The organism is Verrucomicrobiia bacterium, from assembly GCA_035765895.1.
Lineage (GTDB): Bacteria > Verrucomicrobiota > Verrucomicrobiia > Limisphaerales > DSYF01 > DSYF01.
Genome location: DASTWL010000031.1, coordinates 26154 through 43526, shown reverse-complemented (window position 1 = coordinate 43526; position 17373 = coordinate 26154). Strand labels below are relative to the sequence as shown.

Below are 17373 nucleotides of genomic sequence, written 5' to 3'. Positions count from 1 at the left end.
CGCGGAACGGTATTACAACCGGGAACGGCGCCACAGCGCCCTCGGTTACCAGAGCCCGGTGGACTTTGAACTGCAACTAAACTAAAACACCTATGCGCACCGCCCCTCCAAGGTGTCCATCAAACCGGGTGAGGCCCAGTCCGCGTTACTGGGGAAAGTATTTCCGTGCCGGTCCTGATCCGGGGCGGGCGGTCTTCCTTCGGCTTCGGCAGGCACGGTTGGGCCATGGTCGGGGACACGCTGAACGTGCTGGCGTGAGGCGCTGCGTGCCCCGCGCGTAAGCCCGTTTCCGCCTTTACGAACCGCCCGAAAGCCACTGGCCGTTCATGCGCGAGTTTCGGCCAGCGCGCGGCAGGCTTGGCAGCCGCGAAAGAGGCAGAAGAGCACGAACACGTGGAAGCCCACGCCAATCCAGTCCCGCCCCAGCAGAAAAACCAAACCGTCCAGGCCGAAAAGGATCATGCCCACGATGAAGGCCCAGAGGTGTCGTTTGTGCGCGAAAACGCCGAACAACACAAACACTCCGGCCACCATCAGGTCCAGGGCCAGCGCGACGAACCGGCCGCCATTGGCAATTTCGGCGCCCACCGCGTCCACGATCTGCGTCACACCCAGGCCGACAATGAACCGCCAGTCGCTGCCCCAGGTGGCGGCGATCGAGTTGACCAGTGACAAACCGGCAATCCAGTAGAACCACGAGGCGCCCGATTTCAACTGGGACGCCGTGGCGGCCGGCACGCCGCCGGCGCTTGCAGGCGGTGCGATGGGTTGAGGCGCGGCGGACGCAAAGAACGCCTGCAGCTCGCTGAAATCCGTCGCCCGTGCCCAGGCGGTCAGGTCACTGCGCCGGAGTTCGCTCTGGCCGTTGAGGCGTCCTTCCCGAATCCAGGCGACCACCTGGGACAAGGTGACGGGGCCGTATTCCCGGCCATCGGTGCCGCGCACGGTGTAGGTGTTTTCCATAGGCGTGGCCGTGGTTTACCAAAGCCCTTGGCGAAAGACAACCGTGGCCCGCCGGGCGTTCGTCGTGCGCGTTGGCCATTGTCCGCCGACGGGAAACAGGCTTCCGTTTTGCGCACGTTCCAGACAGGCTGCGGCCATGAAACCACGAGTGCGGCAGGTCGTGGCCCTGGGGCTGAGTGTGATGCTCACGGGGTGTTACACCACGGAGAATCATTTCGCGCGCATCGTCAATGAACCCGGACCCGTGCCGCCCGCCGTGCAGTCGCAATTTGGCGTCATGGGTGTCCTGTCGGCGGACGCCGCGGCGCAGTTCCAGTTCACGCGGCCGGACGATGTGGGCGAAGCCATGGGGGAGATTGGCGCGGGCAGTTTTGCCGTGCTGGCCAAATCGGCGGTGGAGGACGAGGATGCGAGCGCCGGCGAAAAGCTCGAAGGCGTGGCCTTCAGCGCGGTGCTGGCGGTTGCGGCCGGCGTGGTGGGCGGCCTTTTGACCGGGGTGCCCGAGGCCGATTTGAAACGCGCTCAAAAGGAGGTGCAACAGGCGCTGGTGGACAATCCGGTCGAACCGGGAATCGGGGCGCAGCTCCTGGAGATCGCGCGGGTCGCGCCGGCGACGAACGTGGTGGCGGTTCCGGGGGCGGTGCTGACGCGGCTGAGCCAGGCGGATTTGGCCCAGGGGAACTTTCGCGCCCTCGCCGGATCGGGGATCGACAGCGTGCTCATCCTCCGCGCCGTGGATCAGGGATTCGCGACCGAACGCTCGTTAAATCCGGTCATGGCGGTGGATCTGAAACTCCAGCTCGAAGTGGTGCGCGTGGCGGACGGCGCGGTGTTGTTTGCGAACGTGCTCGAATACCGGGGCGAGCGGCGGCAGTTCACACGCTGGGGAGCCCATCACGCCCGACTGTTTCGCGCGGAAATCAAGGCGGCCCAACGCACGTTTGCCGCGGTGGTTTTTGACGAACTGGGTGGCGATGCCTCCGTGGCGCCGCCCAAATAAACTGGCGCCACACCGTCCTCCTGATCCCGACAAAACAAAAAGGGCCGGCCCGTGGATGACGGGCCGGCCGTGTTTGTGTTTGTTCGGAGGAACTAAAACCGATAGCGCGCGCCGATGCCCGCAGTGAAACCGCCGCGCACCGATGGCGTGACGTCCAGCACCGGCGCCACTTCCGCAAAGAGGCTCACGGGAATGTCGGGGAACAGGTAGGTTACCCCGACCGGAACGCGAATGCCGGCCTCGTCGTCCTGATTGTCGCGAAACTTCACGCGGCCGCCGACGCCGAAGTAAAGCGGCAACGCACCCTGGGAGACATGGAAGATGTCATACTTGTGCCAGAGCACGTCGCTTTGAATCGTGAAGTCGGTGTCGTGGTGAAACGACCAGCCGAACGCACCGTCGATGGCCAGGGTGTTGTTGAACCAGTATTTCACCGAGGCGCCCGTCGGTTCGCCGATCACCAGGCCGGCTTCGAAGCGATGATCCAAATCAATCGCACCGTTCATGGGCTGCGGCGTGGTGGAGCTGTGGGTCATGCTCATGCTCTCTGCCGTGGCCGGATTCGTCGTTGTGGACGTTGTTTCCGGCGCCGCATTGGCCGGCGCATTGGTGGTGGCGGTGGTGTTTTCTTGCGCACGAACCGTTACGCAAGCCAGCGCCGCCGTCATGGTGAGGAGAAGTGTTTTTTTCATAGTTTGATCCCTTTCGTGTCCAGCCAGGTTCCAAGCGGCTGACGTGCCAGCCGGTTTCGGCCCGAGGAAAAAAGATGTCCCGACCGGCGCAAATGAAGCAGCACGAACCTTTTGTGAATTTGAGTGATGGAGGCGCGGCGGTCCGTGGGAGACTCGGCGCGTCGGACAATTCGCGACCGGGCGTTGCAAATTGCAACGTGACGCTGTTCGTCAACGCAGGGCGGGCACGCTACGGTTTCGCGTCCGCGCCAAACACCGTTTGCAGCAGATCCGTGGTGCGGGCGAGCGGATTGGTGCGGATGCTTTTTTCCTCCTCGGCCACCCGCTTGAACAGGCCATCCATCGCTTTGTCGGTGACGTAGGCGTCAATGTCGCCGGCGCTCAACTGCGGGCCGGCTTTGCTGCCGAAGAAACTGCTCACCGTGTCGAGCGCGGTGAACTTGCCCATCATCGCCTTGTATTGCGCCGTCACGCCCACTTGATCGGTCGCCCTTTGCACAATGGGATAAAACTTCGCCTGCAAGTTCGTCCGGGTCGTGCGGCGAAAATACTGCGTGGCGGCGTCGGCAGGCCCGGTGAGGATGGCTTTCGCGTCGCTGATCGTCATCTGCTGGACGGCCTCACCGAAGACGTCGGCGGCGACGGGGACGGCTTGTTCCGCCGCGTGATTCATCGAGCCGACGAAGTCATCCGCCAGCTGGCCCTGGCCCGCCGCGCGCAGCACGGATTCCACCTTCTGCAATTTTTCCGGCAGCGGGATTTTCACATCCAGATTGGTGAGGAAACCGTCGGTATGGCCAAGCGTCGCCACGGCGTGCTGGACGCCCTTGCCGAGCGCCTCCTTCAAGCCACCGATCATCTGGTCCTGGGTGAGGGCTGCGGGGGCGGTGGACGACAGCGAGATGTTCGTCGCCGGGTTGTTGGTCTGGAGGGCAGACCTCAAATTGTCCAGTAGTCCGGCAGTGGCGGCAAAGCCACTCAACAGCACGGCCAGGGCGAGCGTATGGCGCGGAGCTTTCATGGAACAAACTACCGCAGGCGGTGTGAAATGCCAGCGCGCCGGGGATTGGCTCGCACGCGGAAGTGAATGCCCCGTTTGCCGATCTCCACCGATGCGGGGGAAGTCTTTGGGCCTGGCGTCGTTACCGCCGCATGGCGTCCGCCAGTTCCGCGTCGGTAAAGGTGAGGTTCGCCGCGGGACCATCGTCAGCAAGAATCTTCGCCGCAATCAGCCGGGTGACCGGTTGCAGCACGCTGAAGTGGTCCGCGCCTTTGATCGGATGGAAATGAACCAGCGGATTCCGGTTGGCGCGGGCCATGGTGCGGAGTTCGCCAATGTTGCTGTCGCGCTCCGCACCCTCCAACACAAAGGTGGGTGTGTGAATCGCGTTCAACCATTTCACCGGTGCGCGCAAATCCGTTTCCTGGCGGCTGGCAAGGTCGAACGGCAAATGGTCCGGCCCGTAGCCGCGGACATCGCTGACGGCGCCAAACGCGAACACGGCGCGGAACACATTGGTGTGCTCGGCGACCAGCAGGGCCAGCGTGCCGCCCGTGCTGTGGCCGCCGAGATAAATCCGGTCCGGATCCACGCCCGGCTGGTGCCGCAGGAATGCGGCGGCGGCGAGAATGTCGTCCGCCTCGCCATACAGGCCCTCCAGCCAGCCCGGATTCAGGTTGCCGCCGCGGAGCGAAGGAAACATCGTGATGATGCCCGCCTCGCGAAAGGCACTGGCCGACTGGTCATTCTCGCGCGGGCCGGGCTCCCACGCGGTCTCGTTGATGCTGTTGTCGAAACCGCCAAAAATCCAGATGATCGCCGGATGTTTTCGTCCGTCTCGTGGCGGGGGGCTGAGGTAGGCGGGCATCGCGCCGATCGGAGAGGGATAATACGCGAGCCGGAAAAGATTCGGCGGTGGCAGGGGAACTGACGCGCGCGTCTTCTCGCGGCGAACCAGATGGGTTGCGAAGCCCTGCCGCCCTTCGGCGAGCGTCTTCTTTCCGCCTTCCGACAGGTCTTGCTGGCGACTGCATCCAGCAACCAGCAGCAGAGCAATACCACAGGTGCGGAGCAGGTTGGTCGTCATGGCTATCCCTTCTGCGCTTCCTTCGCCCACGTGTCCTTCAGCGTGATGGTGCGATTGAACACGGGCTTGCCGGGCGCGCTGTCCTGATCCAGACAGAAGTAGGCGAGACGTTCGAACTGATAACGCAGTTCGGGCTTCGCGTCTTTCAACGACGGTTCCAGTTTGGCCGTCACTACTTCCAGGCTCTTCGGGTTCAGCGCGGTCTTGAAATCGCGGCCGTCCTTGTCCGGCTCCGGCTCGGTGAAGAGGCGGTCGTAGAGGCGCACCTCGGCGTCAATCGCGTGTGCGGCACTGACCCAGTGGATGGTGCCCTTGACCTTGCGGCCCGCCGTCGTGCCACCGGTCTTGCTGTCGAGATCCGCGGTGCAGCGGAGTTCGAGCACGCAGCCGTCCTCATCCTTGATGACTTCCTCGCACTTGATGATATAGGCGTATTTCAGCCGCACTTCGCCACCGGGCTTCAGGCGGAAGAATTTCGGTGGCGGCACTTCGGCGAAGTCGTCGCGCTCAATGTAAAGCTCGCGGCTGAACGAAATCTTCCGCTTGCCTGCGCTCTCGTCCTCGGGATTGTTGACGGCTTCGAGCTCTTCGACTTTGCCCTCAGGATAGTTGGTGAGGACCACCTTGATCGGGCGCAACACGGCCAGGCGGCGCTGGGCGCGCTTGTTCAGATCCTCGCGGATGGCGTGCTCGAAGACGGCGATGTCCGTTGTGCTGACGTATTTCGTCACGCCGACGCCGATCGCGAAGTTGCGCAACGCCTCCGGCGTGATGCCGCGGCGGCGCATGCCGCTGATCGTGGGCAGGCGCGGGTCGCTCCAGCCGCTGACAACCTTCTCGTTCACGAGCTGGATGAGCTTCCGCTTCGAGACGATCATGTAAGTCGGGATGAGCTTGGCGAACTCGTATTGCTTCGGCAGTGGACGCGGGAGTTCGAGATTCTCCAGAATCCAGTCGTAAAGCGGGCGATGCACCTCGAACTCCAGCGTGCAAATGCTGTGGGTGATTTCCTCGATGTAATCGCTCAGGCAGTGCGCGAAGTCATACATCGGATAGATGCACCACTTGTCGCCGGTGTGATGATGCGAGGCGTGCCGGATGCGGTAGAGCAGGGGATCACGCAGCCACACATTGGGCGCCGCCATGTCGATCTTCGCGCGGAGCGTGCGGGCGCCATCGGGGAACTCGCCTTTCTTCATGCGCGTGAACAGGTCAAGATTCTCCTCGATGCTGCGATTGCGCCACGGCGATTCTTTGCCCGGCTTGTCCGGCGCGCCGCGATAGGCATCCGTGTCAGCGGGCGACAGGTCACAAACATAGGCCTTGCCCTTCTTGATGAGCGAAACGGCGTATTCGTAGATCTGGTCGAAGTAGTCCGAGGCGTAGAACGGCTCCAGCGTGCGGTCTTCATGCGTTTTGCCGACGACAGCAGGCAGATGGAAGTCGGACTTGCCGTTGACGGTTTGCGACTCCGGAAGTTTGCCCTTCGGTTTCAAGCCGTATTTGTCCGTGGCCCACCCACCGATGAGCCATTCCAGATCCTCCTCGATGGATTCCACGTATTCGATGTCCTCCTTGGTGGGATTGGTGTCGTCCATGCGGAGGTTGCAGATGCCGCCGAACTCGAGGGCGATGCCGAAATTCAGGCAGATGCTCTTGGCGTGTCCGATATGGAGGTAACCATTTGGCTCGGGGGGAAAGCGGGTGTGAATGTGCGGATATTTCCCCTCGGCCACGTGCTGCGCGACAATGTCGCGGATAAAGTCCGAGGGCGCCGCCGGTGCGGCTGTTGCGGAATCTGTGCTCTTGGCGTCAGACATGGGCAGAGTTTTAACGATGAACGGCAGTTGAAGCAATGCAGGAGGGGACGGAGCGGCGCTGCTTATTCGTTGCCTGCCGGGAAAGGCTGAACTATGAGGTTGTTGTGAAAATTGCGCTGCCTGGGTGGATTGTGGCCGCTTCGGTGGCTGCCTTCGTTTCAAGCACACCGGCTCTGGACCTCCATTTAGCGCCGGATGGCAATGATGCCTGGTCGGGGAAATTATCCCGCCCGAATGCCGCCCATAACGATGGCCCGCTGGCCACCCTAACCGGCGCCCGAGACGCGATTCGTAAACTCAAGGAACAAGGAAAGACCAATGAACCCGTCCAGGTGCTCGTCGCGGGCGGACGCTTTTCGATGACGGAGCCGCTTGAATTGACGCCTGCCGACAGCGGGACGGCGGCCGCGCCGATTACTTACGAAGCCGCGCCTGGTGCGCAGCCGGTCTTTAGTGGCGGGCGAATTATTGCCGATTGGCGTCGGGGAGAGAATGGCCTCTGGCAAACGCGCGTGCCGGGCGTCGCCGAGGGCAAATGGTATTTTGAGCAGCTCTGGATCAATGGCCATCGCGCCACCCGCGCCCGCACGCCGAATCAATTCTGGTATTACTTGGCCGACGTTCGCGAGGAAACGCTGACAAATGCGCCCGGGCATTCCGGAGCGCAGGCCTGCCAGATTGCGCAACTCCGGCCCAACGATTTCAGGGCGCTTGCCGGTCTGGAGCCGGAAGACCTCAAAGACGTGAACCTGGTGGTTTATCATAATTGGGACAACACCCGCCGGTTCATCGACGGTCTCGACGTGACGAATCACTCGCTCAGCACGAGTGGCGAGCGCATGAAGTCATGGAACCCGTGGAAAAAGGATTCGCATTTCGTTCTCGAAAATGCCTTCCGCTTTCTCGACGCGCCGGGCGAATGGTTTCTGCGCCGCGATGGGATGCTGTTCTACAAACCGCGTCCCGGCGAAGACATGACCAAGGCGGAGGTGGTGGCGCCCGTATGCGAAAAATTCATCGTGTTGCGTGGCGATCCGGCGGCCGGGCAGTTCGTCGAACATATCACGTTCAAGGGGCTTGCCTTTCAACACGCCCAGTGGCTTACGCCTCGTGGCGGTTTTGAACCCGCCCAGGCGGCGGCGACGATTGACGCGGTTGTCATGGCGGATGGCGCGCGGCACGTGGCGTTTGAGAACTGTGAACTCGGTCACATTGGCACCTACGCAATCTGGTTTCGTCGTGGCTGCGAAGATGATGTGCTCCGCCACTGTTACCTTCACGATTTCGGTGCCGGCGGGGTGCGCATTGGCGAGATGAATCTGCCGCGAGTGCCCGCCGACGAAACGCGCCGGGTCATCGTGGACAACAACATCATCCGGCACGGCGGCGCCATTTTCCCGTGCGCCGTGGGCGTGTGGATTGGCTTCAGCCCGGACAATCAGATTACGCACAACGAAATCGCGGATTTGTTTTACACCGGCATCAGCGTGGGCTGGCGCTGGGGTTATGCGGAGAGCAACTGCAAACGAAATCTGATTGCCTTCAACCACGTTCACCACCTCGGCCAGGGGCTGTTGAGCGACATGGGCGGGATTTACACGCTCGGTCCGTCCGCGGGCACGGTTGTGCGGAACAATGTCTTCCACGACATCCATTCGTTTTCCTACGGGGGCTGGGGGCTTTACACCGACGAAGGCAGCTCAGGCATTCTCTTTGAAGACAACCTGGTTTATGACACGAAGACCGGCAGTTTTCACCAGCATTACGGCCGGGAAAATATTTTGCGGAACAACATCCTGGCCGACAGCGCGGAGCATCAGTTGCAGGTTACCCGCGTCGAAGACCACCTTTCGTTCACCTTCGAACACAACATCGTTTACTGGACGAACAACAGCCCCGCACTGGCCGGTCCCTGGGCGGCGAACCGCCAGTTGACCCGCAGCAACTGCTACTGGAACGCGTCCGGTGCGCCGGTGACCTTTTTTGGCCAGTCACTCGCCGATTGGCAGCATACACCGGTGCCACCGCCCGCAACCAACAGCGCGACGAGCCTGCCGGCGTGGGCGGGGCAGGGCCGTGAAGCGGGCACGCTGATTGCCGATCCGCTGTTCGTGGATGCAGCGCACAATAATTTCCAGCTGGAGTCCAACTCGCCTGCGCTCAAATTGGGTTTTCACCCCTTTGATGCCGGCCAAGCCGGGGTTTACGGGGACGCGGCGTGGGTCCGGCAGGCGAAGAACGTCGATTATCAAGCGACGGAGGTGGCGCCACCGCAACCCACCGCAAAATAGCCGTGCGCTGTGGTGAAACCGGCCGGAAAGGGGCTGGAAATCACTCTTTCCCCGGCTTGACCTTTGGCCTTTTATGGCCACACTACGCGGCCCGGCTAGTCGCCCTCCGCAAGCCGCTGGTGTTCCGCCAGCGTTTCCCGGTCGCATCGGATTGATGCGTCGGTTATTTTTTGCGCCGTGAGCGAGCCGGTCATTTACGATATGGAGCACATCCGAAACATCGCGATCATCGCGCACGTTGACCACGGCAAGACCACGCTCGTCGATTGCCTGCTCAAGCAATCCGGCACCTTCCGCGCCAACCAGGCCGAAACACAGGTCGAACGTCTCATGGACTCGATGGACCTGGAAAAGGAAAAGGGCATCACCATCCGGGCGAAAAACGCGGCGTTCAAATATCACAACTACCACATCAACATTGTGGACACTCCCGGCCACGCCGATTTCGGCGGCGAGGTTGAGCGCATCATGAACATGATTGACGGGGTGCTGCTCGTTGTGGATTCCGCCGAAGGCCCGCAGGCACAGACGCGCTTTGTGCTTCGCAAGGCGCTCGAGGCCGGCGCCAAGCCCATCGTCGTCATCAACAAGATCGACCGCGAGAACGCCAATCCGAAGAAGGTGCTCGACCAGGTCTTTGAACTGTTCATCTCGCTCAATGCCACCGATGAACAGCTCGATTTCCCGTTCATTTATTGCTCGGCCAAGCAGGGTTTCGCGAAGACCGAGCTGGAACACAGCAGCGGCACGATGGAGCCGTTGTTCGAGGCCATTGTGAAGCAAATCCCGCCGCCGCGCGCCAAGGCCGGCGATGGCTTCCAGATCCTCGTCGCGAATCTCGATTACTCCGACTACCTCGGCCGTATCGCGTTCGGCAAAATTGTCGAAGGCAAAATCAAGGTCGGCGACGCGGCGGTTTGCCGGCACGGCGATGGCCGGATCACCAAGAACAAAGTGACCATGCTCTACCACTTCGAGGGCATGAAGCGCATCGAGATTCAGGAGGCGCACGCCGGCGACATCGTGGGCGTGACCGGCTTCGAGGACGTGTTCATCGGGGAAACGCTGTGTGACAGCGAGGAGCGCCCGGCGCTGCCTTACATCCCGATTGATCCGCCGACGATCCAGATGGAGTTCGCCGTGAACGACGGTCCGCTCGCCGGCCAGGACGGCAAGCTCGTCACCGCGCGCCACATCTGGGACCGGCTGGTAAAGGAGACGCGCACGAACGTCGCCCTGCGCATCGCGCAGACCAGCGACCCCAAGATTTTTGCGGTCAGCGGCCGCGGTGAAATGCAGATCGCCATTCTGGTCGAGCAAATGCGCCGCGAAGGTTACGAAGTGCTCGTTTCGCGCCCCGAAGTGCTCTGGAAGAAGAATGAAGCCGGTGAACTGCTCGAACCCATCGAGAAGTTGTTTGTGGAAGTGCCGCAGGAAAACATGGGCGCGATCATGGAAAACCTGGCCTTCCGCAAGGCGCAGATTACGAACATGAACCACCACGGCGACCAGGTGACCATCGAGGCGCTGATTCCGATGCGCGGCCTCATCGGCTTCGAGACGGACCTGGTCAACCAGACCAAGGGCATGGGCGTGATGAGCCATCTGTTCCATGAATATGGGCCTGACCGGGGCGAGATCGCCGCGCGCAAAAACGGCTCGCTGGTTTCGATGGATGCCGGCGAAGCCACCAGCTATGCGCTGAACATGATCCAGGAACGCGGCCGGTTGATGGTTGAGCCCGGCGACAGTGTTTACGTCGGCATGATTGTGGGTGAAAACGCGCGCGAGAACGACATCCCGGTCAATCCGGTGAAGGAAAAGAAGCTTACCAACATGCGTTCGCAGGGCGACGGCAAGGGCATCCAGCTGGCGCCGCCGCTGAAGCTGAGCCTGGAACGCGCGCTCGAATACATCGACGTGGACGAATACGTGGAAGCCACGCCGAAAAACCTGCGCCTGCGCAAAAAGGAGCTGGACGAAAACAAGCGCAAGCGCGCCGAGAAAAACCGCGCCATCAAGTTCGTGGAATAAATCGAAACGGATTTAAGTGGGGAACAACACAGCCGGCAGAGCCACCTCTGCCGGCTGTTGCTTTTGGAGCCGCAAAAACTTCACTGTGGATGGACCGGGGGGAAACGCGGATCCGCCGGGTTAAAACCACCGTTGCCAGCCCTCCGGCCGCACTTCCGCGGCCCGTTATTTGGCCGCGGGCTCCGCGTGGTTGATGGCGTGGTAAAGCCAGTCTTTCAACCGCGCGCGCCGCAGCTTCAGATCCTCCAGCTCCTGGTCGTTGGCGGAATCGATTTCCTCCTCGATGCGGTAGATGGCGTCGTCGAGGTGGTGGTATTCGTCGTAGGCTTTGCGGAACTGATGATTGGTGCCCTTGAGCCGTTTGATGATGGCGGAACGTTCGGGCAGCTCGTGATTGATGGGGTGGTGCAGGCCGGCGTCCGTTGCGGAGGTGGGGGCGGCCTGCGGGGCGGATTTAAGAATGGCGTGGTAGAGCCAGTCCTTGAGCCGGGCGCGCTCCAGCTTGAGCTCCTCCAGCTCCTGATCTGTGGCGAAGTCAATGTCCTCCTCGATGCGATACACGGCGTCATCCAGGCGGTGATACTCCTTGAACGCCTTCCGGAACTGATCGTCCGTGTTTTTCAACTGTTTGATGGTTTCCAGGTGGCGGGGAAACTCGCGGGTGATGGGATGATGCAAGTCCATGGTGAATTTCCTTTCGGTTCTGTGGTCATGCTAAACGCGGCTCGCCATCAGTAAAGCGGAAGTTTCAGGGGCTCCCGGCCAGCGAGGGAATCATGGCTCGGTAAAATTGGAGGTGCGGATTTGCATTTGGGAGCATTCCCATGATCCGTCCTGGTCCGCCGCCGCCCCGGAGGTTTCTCGCTGCGGCGGAATTTTGACGTTTACCGGCCGGCCACGTAGTTTGGCCGCGCATGTTCGAACTCGTTTCACCTTACGCACCCGCCGGCGATCAGCCGCAAGCCATCGCCAAACTGGCCGCGGCCATCGAGGCGGGCGCGAAGCATCAGACGCTCCTCGGCGTCACGGGTTCGGGCAAGACGTTCACCATCGCCAACGTCATCGCGAAGGTGAACCGCCCCACGCTGGTGCTCTCGCACAACAAGACGCTCGCCGCCCAGCTTTACGCGGAGTTCAAAAGTTTCTTCCCGCGCAACGCCGTCGAATACTTCGTCAGCTACTTCGATTTTTACCAGCCCGAGGCTTACATCCCGCGCACGGACACGTTCATCGAGAAGGATTCCTCGACGAACGACGACATCGAACGGCTGCGGCTCTCCGCGATGAGCAGCCTGTTCGCGCGCCGCGACGTCGTGGTGGTGGCGAGCGTGTCGTGCATCTACGGCATCGGCAGCAAGGAGGATTACGAGGCGATGCTGGTGCATGTGCAGGTCGGGCAGCATTTCACCCGCGAGCAATTCCTGGCGAAGCTGGTGGACATCCAATACACGCGGAATGACATCACGTTCGAGCGCGCGCAGTTCCGCGTGCGCGGCGATGTCATCGAGCTGCGCCCCGCCTACACCGAGGACGCCGTGCGCGTGGAGTTTTTCGGCGACGAGATTGAGCGCATCACGCGTTTCGATCCGCTCACCGGCAACAAGTATGAGCAGTTGCCGCATCTCACGGTGTTCCCCGGCAAGCAATTCGTCACGCCCGCCGAGAAGATGCGGCCCGCGATCCTGGCCATCCGCGAGGAACTCGGCGAACGTATCACCTGGTTCGAGAAACACGGCAAACTCATCGAGGCGCAACGCATCAAGCAGCGCGTGGAATACGACCTCGAGATGATGGAGGAGATGGGCTTCTGCTCCGGCATCGAGAATTACTCGCGGCACATCGGTGGGCGTCCGGCGGGTTCGAAGCCGACGACGCTGCTGGATTTTCTGCCGAAGGATTATCTGCTGGTGATTGATGAATCGCACGCAACGGTGCCGCAGGTCGGCGCGATGTATGAAGGCGACAAGTCGCGCAAGACGACGCTCGTGGATTACGGCTTCCGCCTGCCGAGCGCGCTGGACAATCGCCCGCTGAAGTTCGAGGAGTTTCAGAAAATGCAGGGCCAGACCATTTACGTCAGCGCCACGCCGGGACCGAGGGAGTTGGAGTGGACGCGGCGGAGCGCATTGGAGCGCCGGTCTCCGACCCGGCACGAACCGACGAGCGACGCCAAACCCGCCGGATCGGAGACGGGCGCTCCGGGCGTTGTCGAACTCGTTGTGCGCCCGACCGGCCTGATTGACCCGACCATCACGCTCAAGCCGCTCGCCGGGCAGATTGACGATCTCATCGAGGAGGCGCGCAAGCGCGTCGAGCGCAAGGAGCGTGTGCTGGTCACCACGCTCACCAAGCGCACGGCAGAGGAACTCACCGATTACCTGCGCGACATTGGCATCAACGTGCGTTACCTCCACAGCGAGATTGGAGCGATCGAGCGCGTGGAGATTTTGCGGTCGCTGCGCAAGGGTGAGTTTGACGTGCTCGTCGGCATCAACCTGCTGCGCGAAGGCCTCGACCTGCCGGAAGTTTCGCTCGTCGCCATCCTCGACGCGGACAAGGAAGGCTATCTCCGCAGTGCGACCAGCCTAATCCAGACCGCCGGTCGCGCCGCGCGCCACCTGCACGGCGAGGTGATTCTCTACGCCGACGTGAAGACGCAGAGCATCCAGAAGTTTCTCGCCGTCTCCGAGTATCGCCGCAAGAAGCAGCTTGCCTACAATGCCGAACACAACATCACGCCGCGCAGCGTGGTTCGGGCGGTGGAAGACAGCCTGGTGATTCGCAGCGAGCAACGGAATGTCGCCGCGGGAGTGTTGAATGACGCTAGGATGGACGTGGACCTCACCGAGACTTTGCGCGAACTCGAAGAGGAAATGCTGGCCGCAGCGAACAACCTGGAGTTCGAGAAAGCCGCGTTGTTGCGCGACCAGATCAAGGAATTGAAGCGGATGGTGGGTGGAGGCAAAGAGGCCACGGCTTCAGCACAACCAGTCAGCTACAAACAACGCAAACCTTCTCCGCGCCAACGCGGCAAGTCGGGCGGCGATCCATTCTAAGTTTCGCAAGTTGACAAGATTTCCAAGCGGGGACAATTTGTCCCCGTGCGAATCATCGCCGAAGGAACCATCCGACAGTGGGCGGCGGATCATGCGCGGGCCGCGACATCGCTCCGTCAATGGGTCAAGGTGGTGCGGCTGGTCGAGTGGGATGCTTTCGCAGCCTTGCGCCGAACCTTTCCGTCCGCCGGCATGGTCACTGTGGAGAGCGGGCGCAAGGTGGCGGTGTTTAACGTGGGCGGCAACGAGTTCCGGCTCGTGTGCGCCGTCCACTTCAACACGGGCACGGTGTTCGCCCTGCGGTTCCTGACGCACGCGGAATACAGCAAAGACATCTGGAAAAACGAATTATGAAAACCGCCAGCCGACCCGTCGCCACGCCAGAAACCTTCGCGTCCCTGCCGAAGGATTACACGGGCCTTTGCCAGCGTTACGTCCCGCGCCCGCTGCACGACGCTACCGACTACGCCGCCGCGCGCCGCGCCATCGAGCCGCTGGCGGGATTTGAAGACCGCCTGAACGCGGATCAGACGGATTATCTCGAAGCCGTGAGTTCATTCATTGAAGCCTACGACCAGACGCGGGTGAAGTGGCCCAAGGGCAAGCCGGTGGAAACACTCCAGTTCCTCCTCGAACAACACGACCTGTCCGCCGCCGACCTCTCGCGCATCCTCGGCAGCGACCGTTCGCTCGGGTCGAAACTTTTGCGGGGCGAACGCCGCCTGACGGTGGACCACATCCGCACGCTGGCCCGGCGCTTCAACATCGAACCCGGAGTTTTGCTTTGAGCCAAGCTCCCGACAGGCAGAGGAATATTTGGCAAGGGAATGAAGGCGATTCCATTCCGTTGCCAAACATTCTGAATGGAGGAACGAACTGGCTGACGTTGACCAACATTTCGCTTCCCAGCAGCACATTCATCTGGGGGGACACCACATCGGCAGTTCTTGGGCAGAGGTTCTACCGCGCTGTGCTTATTGAGTGATGAGGGTCCGGCAATCCTACCTCACAGCTTGATCACATCTCCCTGCATCGGCAGTGCGGCTTTGAGGCCAAACCGCTTCCGGATCAGCGCCGCCAGCGGCTCGCGTCCCTTCGCTTCACCATGGGTCAGAACCACCTGCGGCTTTGAGGGTGCCAGGTGGGCCAGCCACTTGATCAATTCAGACTGTCCGGCATGGGCGCTGAAGCCGTTCAACGTGTGGATGTGCGCTTTGACGGCGACAGGCTCGCCAAAGATTTTCACGGTTTGGGCGCCATCGACGAGCTGCCGGCCCAGGGTGCCCTCGCCTTGATAGCCCACGATCAACACGCACGTTTCCGGCCGCCAGAGGCCGTGCTTCAAATGGTGCAGGATGCGCCCGCCGTTGCACATGCCCGAACCGGCCATGATCAGGCACGGACCCGCCACGTCGTTGAGTTTCATGGAGTCCTGCGCCGTAGGCGTCGGCTTCACGAAACGCTGGCTGCGGACAAATTCACAGGCCTTCTCCATCGCCTTCGCCTCGTCGTCGAACAAATCGGGGTAGCTGCGGTAAATCTTCGTGGCTTCGATGGCCATAGGGCTGTCGAGGTAGATGGGAAAGGGTTTGACGGTGCCGGCGCAGAAGAGTTCTTCGAGATGGTAGATGATCTGCTGGGTGCGCCCGGTGGCGAAGGCGGGCACCAGCATGCGCGCCCGCCGGTTGATGCCGTCGGCGATGATGGCGCGGAACTCGGCGAGCGTTTCCTGAATGGGTTTGTGATCGCGGTCGCCGTAGGTGGACTCCAGAAACACGAGGTCCGCGCGTTGAAAGGGTTCGGCATCCTGAATGATCGCCAGCCCGGCCGGGCCGAGGTCGCCGGAGAACACGACGGTTCTGGTCCGGCCCGCCTCCTGGATCCGCAAGGCGATGCTGGCGGAGCCGAGCATGTGGCCGGCATGCACGTAACGCGCGCTGATGCCGGGCGCCGGTTCAAAGTCCCGGTTGAATTCGACCGGACGAAAGCGCGGCATTGTTTCATCCACGTCGGCCGCGGTGTAAAGCGGTTCGATGGCGGCTTTGCCGGCCCGCTGGCGTTTACGGTTGTTGCGCTCCGCTTCGTTCAGTTGGAGGTGGGCAGAATCGCGGAGGATCAGCCCGGCCAGTTCGATGGTGGGCTTTGTGGCGTGGATGGGCCCCTGGTAGCCGTGCTTGGTGAGGAGCGGCAGGCGCCCGACGTGGTCCAGGTGGGCGTGGGTGACCAGCACGGCATCGAGCCGTTTGGCGAGCAGCCCGGCGGGCAGGACGTTCTTGGCCTCCAATTTGGCGCCGCCCTGAAACATGCCGAAGTCCACGAGCAGCCGCGCGCGGTCGGTTTCAACCAGATACGCCGAACCGGTTACGTCGCCGGCGGCACCGTGCAAGGTGATTTTCATGATGAGGTAATGCGTGAGACGCAGGCAGTGAAACGGTCCGGCCGGGCCAGTTCAAGTTCAGATCGTGCCCCAGAGTGTGGCAATGAACTTGGAGCCGCGCGGCAAAAGCGTTAGAACAGGGCGTGCGTTCGATTGGAAATCTGCCTGCGGAAGCTCAGGCCCGGACCTTTGGCGACTATCTGCTCACGCGGGGCATCCGCAATCAGGTGGAGCATGACGCGGGAGGCGTTTGGGAGATTTGGGTGCTGGAGGATGAACAGGTGGACGTGGGCCGTGCCTTGCTGGAGCGGTTTCGCCAGCAGCCGGATGCTGCCGAGTTCAACGGACGGGCGGCGGATGCCGGGCGGTTGCGCGCCGCCGAGGAAAAGGCCGAAGCCGACTGGCGCAAGCGGGTGCACAACCGGCGCCGGGTGTTTCCCGGTTCCGTGCGCCACGGTGCCGGTCCGTTCACGTATGCCTTGATTGTTGCGTGTGTGGTGGTCGCGGTGTTCTCGCGGTTGGGGACGGATGAAGCGGTGGTGAAGCGGCTGTTGATCAGCCTTTACGTGGGACACAGTGCGGGCTTTCTGCCGGAAGTGATGCACGGTGAGGTGTGGCGGCTCTTCACGCCCATCCTGCTGCACTTTTCAATCGGCCACATTCTGTTCAACATGATGTGGCTTTTCAGCCTCGGCAGCATGGTGGAATCCGCCCAAGGCTCCGGCCGGTTTGCGCTGCTGATCGCATTTTTCGCGCTGGGTTCAAACCTGGCCGAATATACGTTTTCGCATCCGCTCTTTGGCGGCATGTCGGGCGTCAACTACGGGCTGATCGGCTACGTCTGGATTCGCGGCAAGTTCGATCCCGCCTCGGGCCTGCACCTTGACCAGCAAAACGTGGTGCTGGCCATCGGCTGGTTTTTCCTGTGCTTCACCGGCTGGGTGGGACCGGTGGCCAACTATGCGCACGCCGCCGGCTTGCTGCTGGGCATGGGGTGGGGCTGGATTTCGGCCCAGGGGGCACAGCGGAAGCTGTGAGCCAAAGCGTGTTCCA

14 protein-coding genes are annotated in these 17373 nt (G+C 61.8%); 7 read left to right on the top strand and 7 right to left on the bottom strand.

Annotated elements, in window-relative coordinates; genetic code table 11:
* Positions 1-324: 324 nt before the first annotated feature.
* Complete coding sequence (locus VFV96_06330) at positions 325-963, bottom strand: DUF4339 domain-containing protein (protein HEU5070013.1); 639 nt, start codon at positions 961-963, stop codon at positions 325-327.
* Positions 964-1099: 136 nt separating this feature from the next.
* On the opposite strand from VFV96_06330, the gene VFV96_06325 reads away from it, so the two are divergent.
* Positions 1100-1963 (top strand): hypothetical protein, encoded by an 864-nt coding sequence (locus tag VFV96_06325; protein HEU5070012.1) that lies wholly within the window; start codon positions 1100-1102, stop codon positions 1961-1963.
* Positions 1964-2055: 92 nt separating this feature from the next.
* Here the strand turns inward: VFV96_06325 and VFV96_06320 are convergent, their stop codons facing one another.
* The 4 genes from VFV96_06320 to VFV96_06305 form a co-directional block, all read right to left on the bottom strand.
* A complete protein-coding gene (locus VFV96_06320; protein ID HEU5070011.1) occupies positions 2056-2655 on the bottom strand; it encodes a hypothetical protein in 600 nt (199 codons plus the stop codon).
* Positions 2656-2884: 229 nt separating this feature from the next.
* Positions 2885-3676 carry a DUF4197 domain-containing protein gene (locus VFV96_06315; protein HEU5070010.1) on the bottom strand — a complete coding sequence of 264 codons (792 nt, stop codon included), beginning with the start codon at positions 3674-3676 and terminating at the stop codon, positions 2885-2887.
* Between the two features lie 121 nt (positions 3677-3797).
* Positions 3798-4742, bottom strand: a complete 945-nt coding sequence (locus tag VFV96_06310; protein HEU5070009.1) for a prolyl oligopeptidase family serine peptidase — start codon at positions 4740-4742, stop codon at positions 3798-3800.
* A gap of 2 nt (positions 4743-4744) precedes the next feature.
* On the bottom strand, positions 4745-6562 hold the full coding sequence (locus tag VFV96_06305) for a glutamine--tRNA ligase/YqeY domain fusion protein (protein HEU5070008.1): 1818 nt from the start codon (positions 6560-6562) through the stop codon (positions 4745-4747).
* A 104-nt stretch (positions 6563-6666) separates the two neighbouring features.
* On the opposite strand from VFV96_06305, the gene VFV96_06300 reads away from it, so the two are divergent.
* Both VFV96_06300 and typA read left to right on the top strand, forming a co-directional pair.
* Positions 6667-8853 carry a right-handed parallel beta-helix repeat-containing protein gene (locus VFV96_06300; protein ID HEU5070007.1) on the top strand — a complete coding sequence of 729 codons (2187 nt, stop codon included), beginning with the start codon at positions 6667-6669 and terminating at the stop codon, positions 8851-8853.
* A gap of 201 nt (positions 8854-9054) precedes the next feature.
* Entirely contained in the window at positions 9055-10887 is a 1833-nt protein-coding gene (gene typA, locus VFV96_06295) for a translational GTPase TypA (protein ID HEU5070006.1), read from the top strand.
* A 165-nt stretch (positions 10888-11052) separates the two neighbouring features.
* On the opposite strand, the gene VFV96_06290 is transcribed toward typA, so the two are convergent.
* Positions 11053-11571 carry a DUF465 domain-containing protein gene (locus tag VFV96_06290; GenBank protein HEU5070005.1) on the bottom strand — a complete coding sequence of 173 codons (519 nt, stop codon included), beginning with the start codon at positions 11569-11571 and terminating at the stop codon, positions 11053-11055.
* Between the two features lie 230 nt (positions 11572-11801).
* On the opposite strand from VFV96_06290, the gene uvrB reads away from it, so the two are divergent.
* The 3 genes from uvrB to VFV96_06275 are packed head-to-tail and all read left to right on the top strand — an operon-like array spanning position 11802 to position 14731.
* On the top strand, positions 11802-13943 hold the full coding sequence (uvrB, locus tag VFV96_06285; GenBank protein ID HEU5070004.1) for an excinuclease ABC subunit UvrB: 2142 nt from the start codon (positions 11802-11804) through the stop codon (positions 13941-13943).
* Between the two features lie 45 nt (positions 13944-13988).
* Complete coding sequence (locus VFV96_06280) at positions 13989-14297, top strand: type II toxin-antitoxin system HigB family toxin (GenBank protein ID HEU5070003.1); 309 nt, start codon at positions 13989-13991, stop codon at positions 14295-14297.
* Positions 14294-14731: a helix-turn-helix domain-containing protein gene (locus VFV96_06275; protein HEU5070002.1), complete on the top strand. Its 438-nt coding sequence runs from the start codon at positions 14294-14296 to the stop codon at positions 14729-14731. Before VFV96_06280 ends, VFV96_06275 begins: the two co-directional genes overlap by 4 nt.
* A gap of 218 nt (positions 14732-14949) precedes the next feature.
* Here the strand turns inward: VFV96_06275 and VFV96_06270 are convergent, their stop codons facing one another.
* Positions 14950-16341 (bottom strand): MBL fold metallo-hydrolase, encoded by a 1392-nt coding sequence (locus tag VFV96_06270; protein HEU5070001.1) that lies wholly within the window; start codon positions 16339-16341, stop codon positions 14950-14952.
* A gap of 122 nt (positions 16342-16463) precedes the next feature.
* On the opposite strand from VFV96_06270, the gene VFV96_06265 reads away from it, so the two are divergent.
* Positions 16464-17357, top strand: coding sequence for a rhomboid family intramembrane serine protease (locus VFV96_06265; GenBank protein ID HEU5070000.1), 894 nt, complete (start codon positions 16464-16466; stop codon positions 17355-17357).
* Positions 17358-17373 lie beyond the last annotated feature (16 nt).